This is a genomic window from Streptomyces sp. NBC_01306 (assembly GCF_026340465.1).
In the GTDB taxonomy this organism is placed as follows: Bacteria; Actinomycetota; Actinomycetes; order Streptomycetales; family Streptomycetaceae; genus Streptomyces.
This window is the reverse complement of record NZ_JAPEPC010000001.1, coordinates 2441182-2458194: the sequence shown is the minus strand read 5'-3', so window position 1 is coordinate 2458194 and position 17013 is coordinate 2441182. Positions and strand designations below refer to the sequence as shown.

The 17013-nt window shown below is 69.9% G+C and carries 15 protein-coding genes; 13 read left to right on the top strand and 2 right to left on the bottom strand.

Annotated elements, in window-relative coordinates; translation table 11 throughout:
- Positions 1–170 precede the first annotated feature (170 nt).
- The 12 genes from OG385_RS10540 (at position 171) to OG385_RS10485 (ending at position 13508) form a co-directional block, all read left to right on the top strand.
- Positions 171–1571, top strand: a complete 1401-nt coding sequence (locus OG385_RS10540; protein WP_266860751.1) for an amidohydrolase — start codon at positions 171–173, stop codon at positions 1569–1571.
- 152 nt (positions 1572–1723) lie between these two features.
- Positions 1724–2782: a BMP family protein gene (locus OG385_RS10535; RefSeq protein ID WP_266853971.1), complete on the top strand. Its 1059-nt coding sequence runs from the start codon at positions 1724–1726 to the stop codon at positions 2780–2782.
- Positions 2783–2976: 194 nt separating this feature from the next.
- Positions 2977–4653 (top strand): ABC transporter ATP-binding protein, encoded by a 1677-nt coding sequence (locus tag OG385_RS10530; RefSeq protein ID WP_323183934.1) that lies wholly within the window; start codon positions 2977–2979, stop codon positions 4651–4653.
- Positions 4650–5780 carry an ABC transporter permease gene (locus OG385_RS10525; protein WP_266853969.1) on the top strand — a complete coding sequence of 377 codons (1131 nt, stop codon included), beginning with the start codon at positions 4650–4652 and terminating at the stop codon, positions 5778–5780. The genes OG385_RS10530 and OG385_RS10525 overlap by 4 nt, the downstream gene beginning before the upstream one ends.
- Positions 5777–7066 carry an ABC transporter permease gene (locus tag OG385_RS10520; protein ID WP_266853967.1) on the top strand — a complete coding sequence of 430 codons (1290 nt, stop codon included), beginning with the start codon at positions 5777–5779 and terminating at the stop codon, positions 7064–7066. Before OG385_RS10525 ends, OG385_RS10520 begins: the two co-directional genes overlap by 4 nt.
- Positions 7063–7452 (top strand): cytidine deaminase, encoded by a 390-nt coding sequence (locus OG385_RS10515; RefSeq protein WP_266853965.1) that lies wholly within the window; start codon positions 7063–7065, stop codon positions 7450–7452. The genes OG385_RS10520 and OG385_RS10515 overlap by 4 nt, the downstream gene beginning before the upstream one ends.
- Before the next feature lie 131 nt (positions 7453–7583).
- Positions 7584–8861 carry a thymidine phosphorylase gene (locus OG385_RS10510; protein ID WP_266853964.1) on the top strand — a complete coding sequence of 426 codons (1278 nt, stop codon included), beginning with the start codon at positions 7584–7586 and terminating at the stop codon, positions 8859–8861.
- 31 nt (positions 8862–8892) lie between these two features.
- Entirely contained in the window at positions 8893–9222 is a 330-nt protein-coding gene (locus tag OG385_RS10505) for an STAS domain-containing protein (RefSeq protein ID WP_266853963.1), read from the top strand.
- 215 nt (positions 9223–9437) lie between these two features.
- Positions 9438–10142: a DUF4232 domain-containing protein gene (locus OG385_RS10500; protein WP_266853961.1), complete on the top strand. Its 705-nt coding sequence runs from the start codon at positions 9438–9440 to the stop codon at positions 10140–10142.
- Positions 10143–10298: 156 nt separating this feature from the next.
- On the top strand, positions 10299–10949 hold the full coding sequence (locus OG385_RS10495; RefSeq protein ID WP_266853959.1) for a GNAT family N-acetyltransferase: 651 nt from the start codon (positions 10299–10301) through the stop codon (positions 10947–10949).
- Between the two features lie 193 nt (positions 10950–11142).
- Complete coding sequence (locus tag OG385_RS10490) at positions 11143–12150, top strand: hypothetical protein (RefSeq protein WP_266853957.1); 1008 nt, start codon at positions 11143–11145, stop codon at positions 12148–12150.
- Positions 12147–13508, top strand: a complete 1362-nt coding sequence (locus OG385_RS10485; protein ID WP_266853955.1) for an MFS transporter — start codon at positions 12147–12149, stop codon at positions 13506–13508. Before OG385_RS10490 ends, OG385_RS10485 begins: the two co-directional genes overlap by 4 nt.
- 57 nt (positions 13509–13565) lie before the next feature.
- On the opposite strand, the gene OG385_RS10480 is transcribed toward OG385_RS10485, so the two are convergent.
- Positions 13566–14543: a sigma-70 family RNA polymerase sigma factor gene (locus OG385_RS10480; protein ID WP_266853953.1), complete on the bottom strand. Its 978-nt coding sequence runs from the start codon at positions 14541–14543 to the stop codon at positions 13566–13568.
- A gap of 125 nt (positions 14544–14668) precedes the next feature.
- On the bottom strand, positions 14669–15979 hold the full coding sequence (locus tag OG385_RS10475) for an MFS transporter (protein ID WP_266853951.1): 1311 nt from the start codon (positions 15977–15979) through the stop codon (positions 14669–14671).
- Between the two features lie 62 nt (positions 15980–16041).
- On the opposite strand from OG385_RS10475, the gene OG385_RS10470 reads away from it, so the two are divergent.
- Complete coding sequence (locus OG385_RS10470) at positions 16042–16995, top strand: LysR family transcriptional regulator (RefSeq protein WP_266853950.1); 954 nt, start codon at positions 16042–16044, stop codon at positions 16993–16995.
- Positions 16996–17013: the final 18 nt, after the last annotated feature.

The following is a 17013-nucleotide window of genomic DNA, read 5'->3' as shown; positions in this document are numbered from 1 at the left end:
GCGGCGCCGCCGCCGGGATTCGGCAACCGCGGCGGCACACCGCAATACCCACGGAACCCTCGCTCCAAGCCCGGCGCGCCAAGATTCTTTCGCCTAAGCGGCTGAACTTTTGTTGATCGGTGGTTAGTTGAGCAGTGAAGGGGCCTACCCTTGAACGGGTGAACCAGTTGATGTCCCGTGAGTCCTATGCCGACCAGCCCGGTGACGCCGACGGCGCCAGTGATGCCAGCGGAAGCGCCGGCGCCGGGGTCCCCGTCCTTGCCGGTGCGGCCGGTGCGGCTCTGCCCGGTGTGCTGTCCGCCGACCTCCGCGCCGAACTGATCGCCTTCCGCCGTGATCTGCACCGGCACCCGGAGCTGGGAAATCAGGAGTTCCGTACCACCGCCGCCCTCAAGGCACGGCTGGAGCTGGCCGGGCTCGCGCCCCGCGTGCTCAGCACCGGGACCGGCCTCATCTGTGACATCGGCATCGACAGCACGGACAGCACGGACAGCACGGAGAGCACGGAGAGCACGGAGAGCACGGAGAGCACGGAGAGCACGGAGAGCACGGAGAGTGCGGACGGGTCCGGGGCCCCGCTCTCCGCCCACCGCCCCATGCTCGCCCTGCGTGCCGACATCGACGCGCTGCCCATCCCCGACACCAAGACCGACTGCGACTACCGCTCCACCGTGCCCGGTATGGCGCACGCCTGCGGGCACGACGTGCACACCACCGTCGTGCTCGGCGCCGGTCTGGTGCTCGCCCGGCTGCACCGCGCCGGGCAGCTGCCGCACCCCGTGCGGCTGATCTTCCAGCCCGCCGAGGAAGTGCTCCCGGGCGGCGCCCCCGACGCCATCGAGGCCGGAGTGCTCGAAGGGGTCGGCCGGATCCTCGCCGTGCACTGCGACCCCAAGGTCGACGCCGGGCGGGTCGCGCTGCGGACCGGGGCCATCACCTCAGCCTGCGACCGGCTCGAAGTCAGCCTGGACGGGCCCGGCGGGCACACCGCGCGCCCTCACCTCACCACCGATCTGGTGACCGCCGCCGCCAAGGTCGTGTCCGAGGTGCCCGCGCTGCTGGCCCGGCGGGTCGACGCCCGGGCCGGGCTCGCCGTGACCTGGGGGCGGATCGAGGCCGGCCACGCCTGCAACGTCATCCCGCAGCACGCCGAACTCTCCGGCACTGTGCGCTGCCTGGACCTGGACACCTGGCGGGACGCCCCCGACCTGGTGCACGCGGCCATCGCCGAAGTGGCCGACCTGCACCGGGCCAAGTCGGTGATCAACTACGTACGCGGGGTGCCGCCCGTCGTCAACGACAGCGCCATGAACGAGCTGCTGCGCGACGCCATGACCGCACGCCGCGGACCGCACGCGATCGAGGACACCGAGCAGAGCCTGGGCGGTGAGGACTTCTCCTGGTATCTGGAGCATGTGCCGGGTGCGATGGCCAGGCTCGGCGTGCGGACCCCCGGTGACAGCGCCCGGGGCGACCTGCACCGGGGGGACTTCGACCCTGACGAGGCGTCGGTCGAGGTGGGCGTGGAGCTGTTCACCGCTGCCGCGTTGCTGGATGGACACCGGCTGTAGGCGGACAGGTAACCGGACCGGCCCGGCCCCGTTCGCGTCGATCCGATAACAGGTTCCGAACGGGCCTTTACCTGACATCTACGCGCGTTACGATCCTCGCGAAAACCAGCGCCGGAAGAGGCGCTCCAGGTTTGGTTTGAAGGGACCTCCTCTTGCGCCGGGTAACCAAGATCGCTGCGTCTGGCATAGCCACCGCCGCCCTCGCTCTCTCCGTCTCCGCCTGTGGCAGCACGTCGACTCAGGAAGACTCCAGCTCTTCGTCGTCCGGCTCATCCAAGGGTGGTGTCAAGGTCGGCGTCGCGTACGACGTCGGTGGCCGCGGCGATCACTCCTTCAATGACTCCGCCGCCCGCGGCATGGACAAGGCGAAGAAGGAGTTCGGCGGCAGCGTCAAGGAACTGACCGCGAAGACCAGCGACACCGAAGCGGACCGCGAGCAGCGGCTCACCGACCTGGCCGACGCGGGCTACAACCCGATCGTCGGTATCGGCTACTCCTACGCGCCTTCGATGGCGAAGGTTGCCGCGAAGTACCCGAAGGTCACCTTCGGCCTCGTGGACGCCGCGGTCAACGCGAAGAACATCGACAACATCGTCTTCACGGAGGAGCAGAGCTCCTACCTCGCCGGTGTCACCGCGGCGCTGAAGACCAAGACGAAGCATGTCGGCTTCATCGGTGGTGTGGACATCCCGCTGATCAAGAAGTTCGAGGCGGGTTACGTCCAGGGTGTCCAGGACACCAACAAGAACATCAAGATCGACCGGCAGTACCTGAGCCACGGCTCGGACACCTCTGGCTTCGCCAGCCCCGACAAGGGCAAGGAAGCCGCGCAGGGCATGCTCGACAAGGGAGCGGACGTGGTCTTCGCCGCGGCCGGTTCGTCCGGTAACGGCGCGATCGAGGCCGTCAACGGCAAGAAGGGCGCCTGGGCGATCGGCGTCGACTCGGACCAGTACAAGATCCCGTCGCTGGCGAAGTACAAGTCCTCGATCCTGACCTCGGTCGTGAAGAACGTCGACATCGGCGTCTACGACCTGGTCAAGTCGGTCCACGACGGTAAGCCCGTCACGGGCACCAACACCTACTCGCTCGCCAAGGGCGGCGTCTCGCTGTCCACCAGCGGGGGTTTCATCGACGACATCAAGCCGCAGCTCGACAAGGCGAAGAAGAAGATCGCCGATGGCGCGGTCAAGGTCAGGACCACCCCCTGACCTACCGTGTCCCCTGGGCCCGGTGAGAGGGGTTCCATCCCTCTGCCGGGCCCATAACAATGTGTCAACTCTACGCGTGTAGCGCGTAGTTGACGCGCTAGCGTCACTCCATCGCCCCCTGCCTCCGCCGGGGCCCCTCCGCTGCTCCTTCTCCGAGGAGCCTCCACCGCTCCTTCTCCCGAGGAGAGTGCGCCATCAACGCGTCCAGCCCTCCTGCCGTCGAACTGCGCGGCATCACCAAACGATTCCCCGGTGTCATCGCCAACCGCGACATCGACATCACCGTCCGCAAGGGCACCGTGCACGCGCTGTGCGGTGAGAACGGGGCCGGCAAGTCGACCCTGATGAAGATCCTCTACGGCATGCAGAAGCCGGACGAGGGCACCATCGCCATCGACGGCGACCAGGCCGTGTTCGCCAGTCCCGCCGACGCCATCGCCCGTGGCATCGGCATGGTGCACCAGCACTTCATGCTCGCCGACAACCTCACGGTCCTGGAGAACGTGGTCCTCGGCGGCGAGAAGCTGTACGGCATCGGAACCAAGGCCCGCGCCAGGGTGCAGGAAATCTCCAACGCGTACGGCCTGAACGTCCGCCCGGACGCACTCGTCGAGAACCTCGGTGTCGCCGACCGCCAGCGCGTGGAGATCCTCAAGGTCCTCTACCGCGGTGCCCGCACGCTCATCCTCGACGAGCCGACCGCGGTCCTGGTCCCGCAGGAGGTCGACGCGCTCTTCGACAACCTGCGTGAACTCAAGTCCGAGGGCCTGACGGTCATCTTCATCTCCCACAAGCTCGGTGAAGTGCTCTCCGTCGCCGACGAGATCACCGTCATCCGGCGCGGCACGACCGTGGGTACCGCCGACCCGGCGACCACCACGTCGAAGCAGCTGGCCGAGCTGATGGTCGGCAGCGAGCTGCCCTCGCCCGAGACGCGCGAGTCGACGGTCACCGATGCGCCGATGCTCACCCTCGACGGTCTGAAGCTCACCGCGGTCGACACCGACGGTGTCGTACGGGAAGTGCTCTCCGGGATCTCCTTCACCATCCACCAGGGTGAAGTCCTGGGCATCGCGGGCGTGGAGGGCAACGGCCAGGCCGAACTGGTCGAAGCGATCATGGGGATGCGCGACCCCGACGGCGGTGTCATCACGCTCGACACCACCGACATCTCGCACGCGCCCACCCGCAAGCGCCGCGAGAGCGGCGTCGGTTACATCCCCGAGGACCGCCACCGGCACGGCCTGCTCCTGGAAGCCCCGCTCTGGGAGAACCGGATCCTCGGCCATGTCACCGAGCGGCCCAACTCCCGGGGCGGGCTGATCGACGCGAAGGCGGCCCGCGCCGACACCGAGCGGATCATCGCGGACTACGACGTGCGCACGCCCGGTATCGACGTCACCGCGGCCTCCCTCTCCGGCGGCAACCAGCAGAAGCTGATCGTCGGCCGCGAGATGAGCCACCGCCCCAAGCTGCTGATCGCCGCGCACCCCACCCGGGGCGTGGACGTCGGCGCGCAGGCGCAGATCTGGGACCAGATCAAGGAGGCCCGCCGCGAAGGGCTGGCCGTCCTGCTGATCTCCGCCGACCTGGACGAGCTGATCGGCCTGTCCGACACCCTGCGGGTGATGTACCGCGGCCGGCTCGTCGCCGACGCGGACCCCGCCACGATCACCCCCGAGGAACTCGGCTCGGCGATGACGGGCGCCGCGACCGGCCACCTGGAGCACGGCGGGGACGCCGCTCCGGGCGGCGGCGCGGGCGCCCCGAAGACTCCGGGCGCCCCCAAGAAGCCGGGGGTCCCGGAGCCGCGCAGGGCCCTGGAGACCCCGGACACCGCCGGCGGCGAAGCCGGGGGAGAGGACCGATGAAGAAGTACACCTCGCGCATCGACCGTGAGCGGCTGATCCTCGCGATAGCGGCGCCCCTGCTCGCGGTGGTGGCGGCCCTCGTCGTCACCGCGCTCGTCATCCTGGCCACCGGCAAGAACCCGCTGTCCGCGTTCAGCGACATGCTGACGTACGGCTCGGCCAGCGACAGCCAGATCTACATCCTCAACAAGGCGACGACGTACTACCTCGCCGGTATCGCGGTGGCCGTCGGCTTCCGGATGAACCTCTTCAACATCGGCGTCGACGGCCAGTACCGGATGGCCGCCTTCTTCGCCGCCGTCGTCGGTGGCGCGCTGACGCTGCCCGGCATCGTCTCGGTCCCGCTGATGATCGTCACGGCCATGCTGGTCGGTGCGATGTGGGCCGGTATCGCGGGCGTACTGAAGGTGACACGGGGCGTCAGCGAGGTCATCTCGACGATCATGCTGAACTCGATCGCCACCGCGGTCATCGCGTATCTGATGCAGCCCGGCAGGCTCGGCCAGCTCGACGACGCGGGCACGCTCGTCTCCACCAAGCCGCTGCCGCAGTCCTCCTGGTTCTTCTCCATCAACACCGGCCCGGCCGGAATGCTCTGGGGCTTCATCTTCATCGCGGCGCTGGCCGGTGTGGCGTACTGGTTCGTGCTGGGCCGCACCCGCTTCGGCTTCGACCTGCGGGCCGTCGGCCAGTCCGAGTCCGCGGCCTCCGCGAGCGGTGTCAGCGTCAAGAAGATGGTCGCCACCAGCATGATCATCTCTGGTGCCATGGCCGGTCTGATCGGTATGCCGACGCTGCTCAACGACAGCCACATGTACAGCAACGACTTCCCGCTGGGCATCGGCTTCACCGGGATCGCCATCGCGCTCCTGGGCCGCAACCACCCGGTCGGCATCGCGCTCGGCGCGCTCCTCTGGGGCTTCCTGGAACGCACCACCAACCACCTTGAGTTCATGGGGTACGACAAGGAGATCCTCGGCGTGATCCAGGGCGTCATCGTCCTGTGCGTCGTCATCGCCTATGAGGTCGTGCGCCGCTACGGACTCAAGCGCCAGCAGCAGAAGGTCGGCGCCGAACTCGCCGCGCAGGCCGCCGCCCACTCGAACCAGCAGGAGGTGACGGCATGACCGCGACCATGACCGAGACTCCGCCGCCAGCGGCTCCCAAGGCGGCGAACGCCACGTCCGGCCGTTCCCGGCTCTCGCTCCCGAAGATCCTGCTGATCGTCGCGGTCGCGCTGGCCCTGCTCTCGCTGGTCCGGATCGTCACCGGTGCGGACCAGCTGACCTCCGAGGGGCAGATCAGCGCCTCGCTCGGGCTCGCCGTGCCGATCGGCCTCGCCGGTCTCGCCGGCCTCTGGTCCGAGCGGGCCGGTGTGGTCAACATCGGCCTCGAAGGCATGATGATCCTGGGCACCTTCGGAGCCGGCTGGATCGGCTGGCAGTCCAGCCCCTGGTTCGGGCTGCTCGCGGGCATCACCTTCGGGATGCTCGGCGGGCTGATCCACGGGATCGCTACCATCACCTTCGGCGTCGACCACATCGTCTCCGGTGTGGCGGTCAACCTGCTCGCGCTGGGCATCACCCAGTACCTCGCCAAGATCTTCTTCAACCACGGCGCCGCCGAAGCCGCCGGCGGCAACCCGAAGCAGTCACCACCCGTCGACTCGATGCCGAACTTCACGGTGCCGGGTCTTTCGGACGGGCTGTCCTCCGTCGAGAAGCACCACTGGTTCTTCGTCTCCGACCTGGCCGGTGTACTCGGCGGCCTGGTCACCGATGTGTCGGTGCTGACGATCATCGCCGTGCTGCTCTTCATCGGCACCTGGTGGGTGCTGTGGAAGACCGCGTTCGGCCTCCGGCTGCGCTCCTGCGGCGAGAACCCGATCGCCGCCGAGTCGCTGGGCGTCAACGTCTACACGTACAAGTACGCGGCGGTCGCCATCTCCGGCGGTCTGGCCGGGCTCGGCGGTGCCTTCCTCGCGATGGTCCCCACGCACATCTACCTGGAGAACCAGACCGGCGGCCGCGGCTACATCGGTCTCGCCGCGATGATCTTCGGTAACTGGCGTCCCGGCGGACTCGCCATGGGCGCGGGCCTGTTCGGCTTCTCCGACGCGCTCCAGCTGCGCAACGGCGGCGAGACCGTCCACGCCCTGCTGCTGCTCATCGTGGTGCTGCTCGTCCTGCTCGCCGGGTGGAAGCTCTACCGCAAGGCCGTGCTCCAGGGCGCGATCAGCGCGGTCATGGCCGTACTCATCCTGGTCTGGTACCTGTTGACCGACGATGTCCCGTCCGACTTCGTGGGCGCCACCCCGTATGTGGTGACCCTGCTGGTGCTCTCGCTCTCCGCGCAGCGGCTGCGGATGCCCAAGGCGGACGGTATGCGCTACCGGAAGGGCCAGGGCAAGTGACAGAGGTCGACTGGGACGTGCTGCGGGAGGCCGCGCGCGGCGCGATGTCCCATGCGTATGCGCCGTACTCGAAGTATCCCGTCGGTGTCGCGGCCCTGGTGGACGACGGGCGCACGGTCATCGGCTGCAACGTCGAGAACGCCTCGTACGGCATCGGGCTGTGCGCCGAGTGCGGTCTGGTCTCCCAGCTCCAGGCGACCGGCGGCGGCCGGCTGACCCACTTCACCTGTGTCGACGGCGCGGGCGCGGTGCTCGTGCCGTGCGGGCGCTGTCGGCAGCTGCTGTACGAGTTCGGCGGGCCCGAGCTGCTGCTCGAAACCCCCGACGGAGTGCTGCCGCTCTCCGAGATGCTGCCGCAGGCGTTCGGCCCGCAGCATCTGAACTGACAGGTCGACGGCCAGGGCCCACCCGCACCCGCGGGAGGGCCCCGGCCCCTTTTCCCTGACTTCTCTATGCGCGTAGAGTCGCGCGTTACGCATCACGTCACGAACCCCCTGCCGGAAGGAACGCCAACTCCATGGACGTCATCTCTGTCATCCGCACCAAGCGGGACCGGGGCGAGCTGAGCCCCGAGCAGATCGACTGGGTGATCGACGCCTACACCCGCGGCGCGGTCGCCGACGAGCAGATGTCGGCGCTGGCGATGGCGATCCTGCTCAACGGCATGACCCGCACCGAGATCGCCCGCTGGACCGCCGCGATGATCAACTCCGGTGAGCGGATGGACTTCTCGGCGCTGTCCCGGCCGACCGCCGACAAGCACTCCACCGGCGGTGTCGGCGACAAGATCACGCTGCCGCTCGCTCCGCTGGTCGCCGCGTGCGGGGCCGTCGTGCCGCAGCTGTCCGGCCGCGGTCTCGGCCACACCGGTGGCACGCTCGACAAGCTGGAGTCCGTCCCCGGCTGGCGCGCGCTGCTCTCCAACGCCGAGATGATGGACGTGCTGGACTCGGTCGGCGCGGTCATCTGTGCGGCGGGCGACGGTCTGGCCCCCGCGGACAAGAAGCTGTACGCGCTGCGCGATGTCACCGGCACCGTCGAGGCGATTCCGCTGATCGCCTCCTCGATCATGTCCAAGAAGATCGCCGAGGGCACCGGTTCGCTCGTCCTGGACGTCAAGGTCGGCTCCGGGGCCTTCATGAAGAACCTGGACGATGCCCGCGAACTCGCGTCGACGATGGTCGGACTCGGCACCGACCACGGTGTCCGTACGGTCGCGCTGCTCACCGACATGGCGACCCCGCTCGGCCTGACCGCCGGAAACGCCCTCGAAGTGCGCGAGTCCGTCGAGGTCCTCGCGGGCGGCGGCCCCGCGGACGTCGTGGAGCTGACCCTGGCGCTGGCCCGCGAGATGCTGGACGCGGCCGGCCTGAAGGACGCCGACCCGGCGAAGGCGCTCGCAGACGGCTCCGCGATGGACCACTGGCGCCGGATGATCGCCGCGCAGGGCGGCGACCCGGACGCGGCGCTGCCGGTCGCCCGCGAGCAGCACGTCGTCACCGCCCCGTCGAGCGGGGTGCTGACCCGGCTCGACGCGTACGACATCGGGGTGGCCGCCTGGCGTCTCGGTGCGGGTCGCGCCCGCAAGGAGGACCCGGTGCAGGCGGGCGCGGGCGTCGAGCTGCACGCCAAGCCCGGTGACACGGTGACCGAGGGCCAGCCGCTGCTGACCCTGCACACGGACACCCCGGAGCGGTTCGCGTACGCGCTGGAGTCGCTGCCCGCCGCGTACGACATCGCTCCTGCGGGCACCGCGTTCACCGCGAGCCCGATCGTCCTGGACCGCATCGCCTGACCGTCCGGACGGGCCGGGACCGGCAGCGGCGATGAGTTCCGGGCGCCGCGCCGGTCTCCCTGATGTGGATGTCACCGACCCGCTCGTCCTGGTGGTCACCGGCCCGGTCGGCCGGGCCGATGTCCCGCGCCTGTGCGAGGAGCTGCGGCTGCTGCTGCGCGGCGCCGGGGCGGCCGGGCGGGCGGCGGTCCCGGTCGACTGCGACATGGGCGGTCTCGTCCGCCCCGGCCTGGCCGCCGTGGAGGCGGTCGCGGGGCTCCGGCTCACCGCTCTGCGGCACGGCGGCCGGCTGCGGCTCCGCAACGCGCCGCCCGAGCTGACCGAGCTGCTGTCCCTCGCCGGCCTCGCGGAGCCCCGGTAGCCGACGTGCCCCGCAGCGCCGAACGGGGTGTACCGGACTGCCCCTTGTTCCTTGCGTTCCTCTCGCCGTAACCATGTCACCGGTCTGCGACAGCGTTGTCGTGGAACGACGACGCGGGTATCCCCTCGGTTCACAGCTCCCTCATAGTGATCAAGCAAGCACCGAGGAGCCGTAAACCGCTCCGGCTTCAACTACTGGATACCAAGGGGTCTTTCATGTCCGGCAACCGTCACAGGGCCATTCTTGCCTCCGCAGTGCTCGTCGGCGGGGCCATGCTGATGACGGCATGTCAGGACACCGACTCGGGCGCCGCGCAGGACTCTTCGTCCACCTCGCAGTCCGGCGATGCGGTCACCGGGTCCGACTCGGCGACGGACAGCGCTCAGGGCAGCGGGAAGGAATCCGCGGGGCAGGGCTCCGCAGGGAAGAGTTCCGGTACGCAGGGCACGGCCGCCGCCGGGTCCGGCTCCAGTGGGAACGGTTCCGCGGGGAACGGCAAGCTCGGCAGGTGTGCCACCGACCAGCTGAAGATCACGGCGATCGACAACACGATCTCCGGCGACCCCGATGGCACCGTCGCGGTGACGCTGAAGAACGTCGGCGGCCAGGAGTGCGTGATGTCCGGGTACGCGGGCGTCGACCTGAAGACCAACGCGGGGACCATTTCCGCGGAGCGCACTGGTCAGAAGCCCGACCCGGGCACCCTCAAGAGCGGGGAGTCGGTGTCCTTCGCGATCAGCTACCCCTTCAACAAGACGGGCGGCACCGGCGTCCGCATCACCGGGCTGCTGGTGACCCCGCCGAACGAGACGAAGACGGTCACCCTGAACTGGCCGGGCGCCCGCTCGCTGCCCGTCACGGACGGCTCCGGTGCCCCGGTGAAGGTCGGCCCGATCGGCAGCGCCGGCCAGGGCGGCTGACCCGTCCGCCCGCCCGGGAACGGGACTGCGGGACTGTTCCGCCCGGTTGGGGAACTTTTCCACCGGGTCGATCATCGAATCCTGTGATGCGAAAAACAGCAAGGGGCCTCGTTCGTGCCGCCCGTACATGACACAGAACAGACTCAGGTGAACTCCATGCCTTCTTCCGCCACTCTCGACACCCCCAACGCCTTCGAAGCCGCAGCGACCGCACAACCCGCAGAGACCGCCGAAACCATCGACGACATACGCCGTCGCTTCTTTCCCGTGCGGCTCCCGGGCGCGGGCAGCGGAGTCGGCCGGTGCGTCGACGAAGCGACGTTCCGGGAGGCGGTCGGCCAGATCTACGCGTCCGTCTTCCCCGACCGGGACGCCTACCCGTACCGCCCCAAGTCGGAAGAGCTGGTTACCGAATACCGGTCGCTCCACCAGGAGCGGATCCTCATGGAGGACGGCGACGGAAAGGTGATGGGGTGGCTGAAGGGCCGGATGGCCGACCCCGACACCTTCTACCTGGGCACCAGCGGAATGCTGCCCGAATACCGCGCGCAGCGCGTCGCCGCCCTCTGTTACGTCAAGCTGCTGGAGTACCTGCAGGCCGTCGGATACGAGCGGGTGACGTCCGAGCACCACCCGAGCAACCGCACCGCGATGATCTTCCAGTTGAAGCACGGTTTCAGCATCGAGGGCATGAGCCTGGACGAACGCTGGGGACCGATGGTCAAGATGGTGCGCTTCTTCGACAAGGACCGCCAGGCCGAGTTCGACCGGCGCTTCGGCTTCGAGCAGTACCCGAAGGTCGCCTGACCGCGCCCTTCGCCCACGCGCCGCGCCGTCTGCCCACGCAGCACGGCCGACGCCCGTCCGCCGTCAGGACACCCCGCCACCAACTGCCTTGAAAGAGCGACGGCTCCGCATGGAGCCGCCGCCCCTAGGCGTGTCCGGCATCAGGGCACGGTCCACGCCCCGCCCCCCCCACTCAGCGACCCGATGAGGAAGCGTGCACATCACCTACCTGCTCGCCACCGGCAGCAACGCCATCTACGACGGAAAGTACAGCCGGCACGGGCGCTTCCACACCTACGGCCAGCACAGCTTCGTCCTCGACCTGATCCGGACCATGAGCAGAGCGGGCCACACCGTGCGGCTCGTCGTCGACACCCCCGCCAGCTTCGCCCTGACCTCGACGTTCCGCGGCATGGACGCCGTCACCGTGAGGGAGGAGACGGATCCGTCGGACAAGACCGATCTGATCCTGGTCGACGAGGTGCCGGACGAGATGCTGATGCAGTTCGACGAGCAGATACCGGCGTTCAGGATCGTCCACCACGCGGGTCGCCGCTCGTCCGACTACCTTGTCTCGCGCTGCGAGCGCTTCCTGTGCATGACGGAGAACGCGCTGTCACTACAGCGCAGGTACCTCCCCCCGGACCGGGCGGTCCTCGCCCACCAGGGCGTCGACCTGGAACGTTTCCCCGCCGTCCTCGACAGGAGCGGCGCGCGGCGACCGCGGGTCCTGCTCTACTGCCGGCTGGACTCCGGGCGGGAGGCCCTCCTCGGCCGGATCATCGAGAACATCGACCGCGAGGAACTCCTCGTGTACGTGGCGGGCGACGGCCCCGGGTTCTGGGACATCAGCGACCGCTTCGGCAGCGAGATCATCCTCATCAACCACGTGCCGTGCCAGTCGATCCCCAACCTCCTCGGGGAGATGGACGTGGTGATCTCGCTCGGGCGCGGTGCGATGGAGGCCATGGCGACGGGTATTCCGACCCTCTGCGCGGGCCACCACTACGCCGGCCCCATCACGGCGGACAACATCGACTCCCTCCTGCGCTACAACCTCACCGGCGCCGACAGCGACCGCCACCCGTCCCTCGTCATGGCGGACATCCGCGAGGCACTGGAGAGCGACCGGCAGGCGGTGCGAACGCTGGCGGAGGAACGGCTGTCGGCCGACGCCTTCATGGAGGGCGTGTCCGACCTGTACGCACAGGTCGCCGGATGACGGACGGGACAACAGGCGGAACAGCGGGGGGAACGGACGACGCGGCCCCGGACGGGACGGTCGGAACGTCGCCCGGGCTTCTCGCGTCCCGTAATCCACGGCTCTACTACGCCGGGTTGATCGTCTCCCAGATCGGCACCAACACACAGCTCGTGGCCCTGGGCTGGTTCACCTACCAACTCAGCCACAACGCCATCGTGCTCGGCGTCGTCACCGCGGCACCGATCTTCACGATGCTGCTGTTCAGTCAGGTGGGCGGGCTGGCCGCCGACCGCTTCCCGCCCCGCCGGGTGCTGCTGTGCACCCACTCCCTGCTCGCTCTGCTGGCCCTGCTGCTGGGCCTGTTGGCGTACAGCGGATCGCTCGCGGTGTGGCACCTCGTGGTCAGCGCGCTCTGTGTCGGCAGCATCAACGCGATCGGTCTGCCGACGGAGCAGGTCTTCGTCTCGGAAGTCGCGGGCGACGCCCTGCTCAGGCGGGCGGTCACGCTCAACAACGTCATCCTCAACCTGTCGTTGGTCGTCGGCTCCTCCCTGGCGGGCCCCCTCATGGGGGCGCTGGGCCTGGGCGGGGTGGTCCTGCTCAACGGGCTCTCCTACCTGACGATGCTCACAGCGCTCCTCCTCGTCCGCCCGGCGCAACTCCACGCCCGTCCCCCGCGGACGGGCGGGCGCCCCCGGGTGCGTGGCGCCTGGGGATATGTGCGGCACAGTCCCGGCCTCGTGCTCCTGCTGCTCGTCATCGGCACCGTCGGCCTCTTCGGCACGAGTCTCCCCTCGCTGCTGCTCCTACTGACGTCCAGCGAACTCACCGGGCAGGCCGGGGCGTACGGCATTCTGCTCGCCGTCATCTCCGTCGGCTCCCTCATCGGGGCCTGGCTGACCTGGCGGACCAAGGTCGTGCTGGGCACGGTGCTGGTGGGCAGTCTCCTGCTCGGGATCCTCGAACTCGTCACCGCGGCCATGCCGTCCCTGCTGACCCTCGGCCTGGTGCTGCTGCCGGTCGGAATGGTCTCCCTCATCCTGCGGGCGGGCCTGCTCAGCCTGGCGCAGCTCCAGACGCTGCCGGAGTTCCGCGGCCGGGTGATGGCGATCTTCCAACTCGTCTACCGCGCGGGCTGGTTCCTGGGCACCCTGGCCGCGACCTGGGTGGCGCAGACCTGGGGGCCCCGTCCGGCGATCGCGTGGGGCGGGGCTGCGGTGACGCTGGCCGTCGCGGCGATCGTCGTGGTGATGACGGCGTTCCGTGCGATGTCGGTGTCGCTGGTCGCACGGCGCGTGCCGCGTGTCAGCATCGCCCTCGCACCGGAGCCCGAGGGCCGCCACCGGCGTCCGCCACGCCACCTGGCCGAGGCCTGAGGGCGGCTCCCCGCGGCTTCCCCCCGGCCCACCCGGAGCCCGGAGCGGGGCCCGCCGCTACTCCTCCAGGCGCTTGGGCAGATCGAAGAGCGGGAACCAGCGCTCCGTGTCCAGGAACGAGGTGATCCCGGCGACCCGGCCGTCCGTGATCTCGATGACCATGAGCGCCCAGGGGTCGAACCCCTTGCCCGACTCGCTCGGGTGGTAATGGGCGAAGGCCGGGGTGCCGTTGGCCACCGTCGGGACGAGCCGCGAGCCGCGGCAGACCGAGCCGACGCCCAGCATCCAGCCGACGATGTCGTCGTGGCCGCGCAGCCACAGGTCGTACGGCGGCATGGAGAGCGTGGCGTCCTCATGGAGGAGAGCGGTCAGCGCCTCCATGTCGTACCCCTCGAAGGCCGCGACATAGCGGGCGAGCAGCTTCTGCTGCTCCTCGTCCAGGGGATCTGCCGCGTCGGTCTCGGCCGGTGCGCACGCGGCGAGGGTCGAACGGGCCCGTTGCAGCGCGCTGTTGACCGATGCGACCGTGGTCTCCAGCAGCTCCGCGACCTCGCTCGCCTTCCAGGCGAGCACTTCGCGGAGGATCAGCACGGCCCGCTGCTTGGGCGGCAGATGCTGGAGCGCGGCGACAAAGGCGAGCCGGATCGTCTCCCGCTCGACCGCCTTCTCCGCCGGGTCCACCAGGGACGGCAGCACCCGGCCGTCCGGCACCGGCTCCAGCCAGGCCGCCTCGGGCTGCGCGTTGAGCGCAGCCTGCGCGACCGGGGTGGGCTCGTTCAGATCCATCGGGCGGGCCCGTTTGTTGCCCGCGTTCAGCATGTCCAGACAGACGTTGGTCGCGATCCGGTAGAGCCAGGAGCGCAGCGACGAACGGCCCTCGAACCGGTCGAAGCTCCGCCAGGCGCGGACCATCGTGTCCTGCACGGCGTCCTCCGCCTCGAAGGACGAACCGAGCATCCGGTAGCAGTAACCGGCGAGCTCCGTCCGGTGTCCCTCAAGACGCGCGTCGAGGTCTGTTGTCGCGAGGTCGCTCATAAGGGTGCCCCCTGCTTGTTTCCCGAGCCTGATTCCGAGCTTGATTCCGGGCTTGATTCCGGGCTCGGTCCCGATCGCACCAGCGATTCCGAAACTACAGGGGGCCACTGACAACGGCACACGGATCAGCCGACGGGCCACCTTTTCGGGGAACCCGCCGCTGGGGAGACACCCACCGGTGTCCGCCGTGCGGCCGCCCGCGCGCTGTGCGACCCGTACAGCGTGATCGCCAGCACGCCGGCCAGCGCGAGCAGCCCCAGCGCCACGGTGCCCGCCCAGCCCCCGGCGTGGAAGGCGGCGGCTCCGAGCACACCGCCCGCGCTGCTGCCCAGGTAGTACGCCGCCTGGTACAGCGCCGACGCCTGGGCGCGGCCCGTCTTCGCCGTACGGCTCACCGACGAGGACGCGACGGCGTGCCCGGCGAAGAACCCGGCGGTGATCAGGACGAGGCCCAGGAGCACGGCGGCGATCGAGTCGGACAGCGAGAGCAGCAGCCCCGCCGCGGCCGTCGACACCGCCAGATACAGCGCACCCCGGCGGCCCAGCCGGCCGACGAGCCGGCCGGCCGTCGCCGAGGAGACCGTACCGACGAGATAGACCAGGAAGACCGAGCCGACCAGCCCCTGCGGCAGGTTGAACGGGGCGCCCACCAGCCGGTAGCCGATCACCGTGTAGACGGCGCCGAAGACCGTCATGAAGAGCGCGCCGATCGCGTACAGCCTGCGCAGCAGCGGGTCGCCGATGTGGGTGGCGACGGTGCGGCCCAGGGCGCGCGGGTCGAGCGGGGCCGCGGTGAAGTTCCGGGCCCGGGGGAGCATCAGCCGGAAGACGACCGCGCAGACGACCGACATCAGCCCGAGCGCGCCGAGCGCCGCGCGCCAGCCCCAGGCCTGGGCGACCCAGCCGGCCAGGATGCGCCCGCTCATGCCGCCGATGGAGTTCCCGGCGACGAACAGCCCGATCGCGGCGACCAGCGCCTTGGGCCGCACCTCCTCGGCGAGGAAAGCCATCGCCGATGCCGGGAGCCCGGCGATGGCGGCGCCCTGCACGGCGCGCAGCACGATCAGCGAGCTCACGTTCGGCGCGAAGGGCACCAGCAGGCCGATGGCCACGGCGACCGAGAGGGACGCCGTCATCATCGTCCGCCGCCCGAACCGCTCGGACAGCGCGCTCAGCGGCACCACGCACACGGCGAGCCCGCCGGTCGCCGCCGAGACCGTCCAGCTGGCCTGGGCCGCCGTGGCGCCGAGGCCGGAGCTGATCGCGGGCAGCAGAGCCTGGGTCGAGTAGAGGAGGGCGAAGGTCGCCATGCCCGCGGAGAAGAGCGCGAAACTCATGCGGCGGTAGCCGGGGCGGCCGGGGGTGAGCTGCTCGGGCAGGGACGGCGCGGCGGAGGCACTCACGGTGGTGAGTGCCCCGGTACTGGCAGGAGGCATACCCCGAACGTAGGTCCGGGGTTCTCATGCGTCCAATGCATGGACTGGCCATAATCGTTCCCATGGCGCATCAGCACAGCTCACAGCCGCGGCTGTCACCCAGTAGTTACGAAGAAGACATCCAGCTCCTGCTCGCGCCCCGGCTGGCGTACTTCGCGGCGGTCGCGCGCCACGAACATGTCACCCGGGCCGCACACGAGTTGTCGGTGCCGCAGTCCACGCTGTCGCGCGCCATGGTCAGACTCGAAACGGACCTGGGCGTGGCGCTGTTCGCGCGCCGGGGCCGCTCCGTCTCGCTGACGCCCGCGGGCCGGACCTTCCTGTCGACCGTGGAGCGGGCGCTCACGGAGGTCGAGCGGGCCGCGGACTCCGTACGGGCGGACGCCGACCCCGCTTCCGGCCGGATCACCTTCGGCTTCCTGCACACCCTGGGCCCCGAGACCGTGCCCGGGCTGATCCGCGCCTTCCGGGCCGACCACCCGAGGGTGCGGTTCCAGCTCGTCCAGAACTACGGCGAGGCGATGATCAAACGGCTGCGCGCCGGGGAGCTCGACCTCTGTCTGACCTCCCCGGTGCCGGACGCGCCCGATCTGGTCGCCCGGCGTCTGGACGAGCAACGGCTGCGGCTCGTGGTGCCGGACGACCACCGGCTCGCCGGGCGCAGACGGGTCAGGCTCGCCGAGGCCGCCGACGAGGCCTTCGTGACGCTGGAGCCGGGGTTCGGGCTGCGCCGCATCACCGACGACCTGTGCGCCGAGGCCGGGTTCACCCCGCGGATCGCCTTCGAGGGCGAGGAGGCGGAGACGCTGCGCGGGCTGGTCGCCGCGGGGCTCGGAGTGGCGCTGCTGCCACCGCCCGCGGTGGCCAGGCCGGGCGTGGTGGAGCTGGCGGTGACCGCTCCGCGGGCGGTGCGGGAGATCGGGGTGGCGTGGCTGGACGGACATCCGGACACGGCCCCGGTGGCCGCGTTCAAGCAGTTCCTGCTGGCGCGGCGGGGGCGGCTGCTGCCGGAGTAGCACCGGGAACGCCCCGCC

What these genes read in the sequence shown, in the direction of transcription:
- OG385_RS10540 (WP_266860751.1), top strand. Translation starts at nt 171, where the DNA reads ATGTCCCGTGAGTCCTATGCCGACCAGCCCGGTGACGCCGACGGCGCC.
- OG385_RS10525 (WP_266853969.1), top strand. Translation starts at nt 4,650, where the DNA reads ATGAAGAAGTACACCTCGCGCATCGACCGTGAGCGGCTGATCCTCGCG.
- OG385_RS10520 (WP_266853967.1), top strand. Translation starts at nt 5,777, where the DNA reads ATGACCGCGACCATGACCGAGACTCCGCCGCCAGCGGCTCCCAAGGCG.
- OG385_RS10510 (WP_266853964.1), top strand. Translation starts at nt 7,584, where the DNA reads ATGGACGTCATCTCTGTCATCCGCACCAAGCGGGACCGGGGCGAGCTG.
- OG385_RS10505 (WP_266853963.1), top strand. Translation starts at nt 8,893, where the DNA reads ATGAGTTCCGGGCGCCGCGCCGGTCTCCCTGATGTGGATGTCACCGAC.
- OG385_RS10500 (WP_266853961.1), top strand. Translation starts at nt 9,438, where the DNA reads ATGTCCGGCAACCGTCACAGGGCCATTCTTGCCTCCGCAGTGCTCGTC.
- OG385_RS10495 (WP_266853959.1), top strand. Translation starts at nt 10,299, where the DNA reads ATGCCTTCTTCCGCCACTCTCGACACCCCCAACGCCTTCGAAGCCGCA.
- OG385_RS10485 (WP_266853955.1), top strand. Translation starts at nt 12,147, where the DNA reads ATGACGGACGGGACAACAGGCGGAACAGCGGGGGGAACGGACGACGCG.
- OG385_RS10480 (WP_266853953.1), bottom strand. Translation starts at nt 14,543, where the DNA reads ATGAGCGACCTCGCGACAACAGACCTCGACGCGCGTCTTGAGGGACAC.
- OG385_RS10475 (WP_266853951.1), bottom strand. Translation starts at nt 15,979, where the DNA reads ATGCCTCCTGCCAGTACCGGGGCACTCACCACCGTGAGTGCCTCCGCC.
- OG385_RS10470 (WP_266853950.1), top strand. Translation starts at nt 16,042, where the DNA reads ATGGCGCATCAGCACAGCTCACAGCCGCGGCTGTCACCCAGTAGTTAC.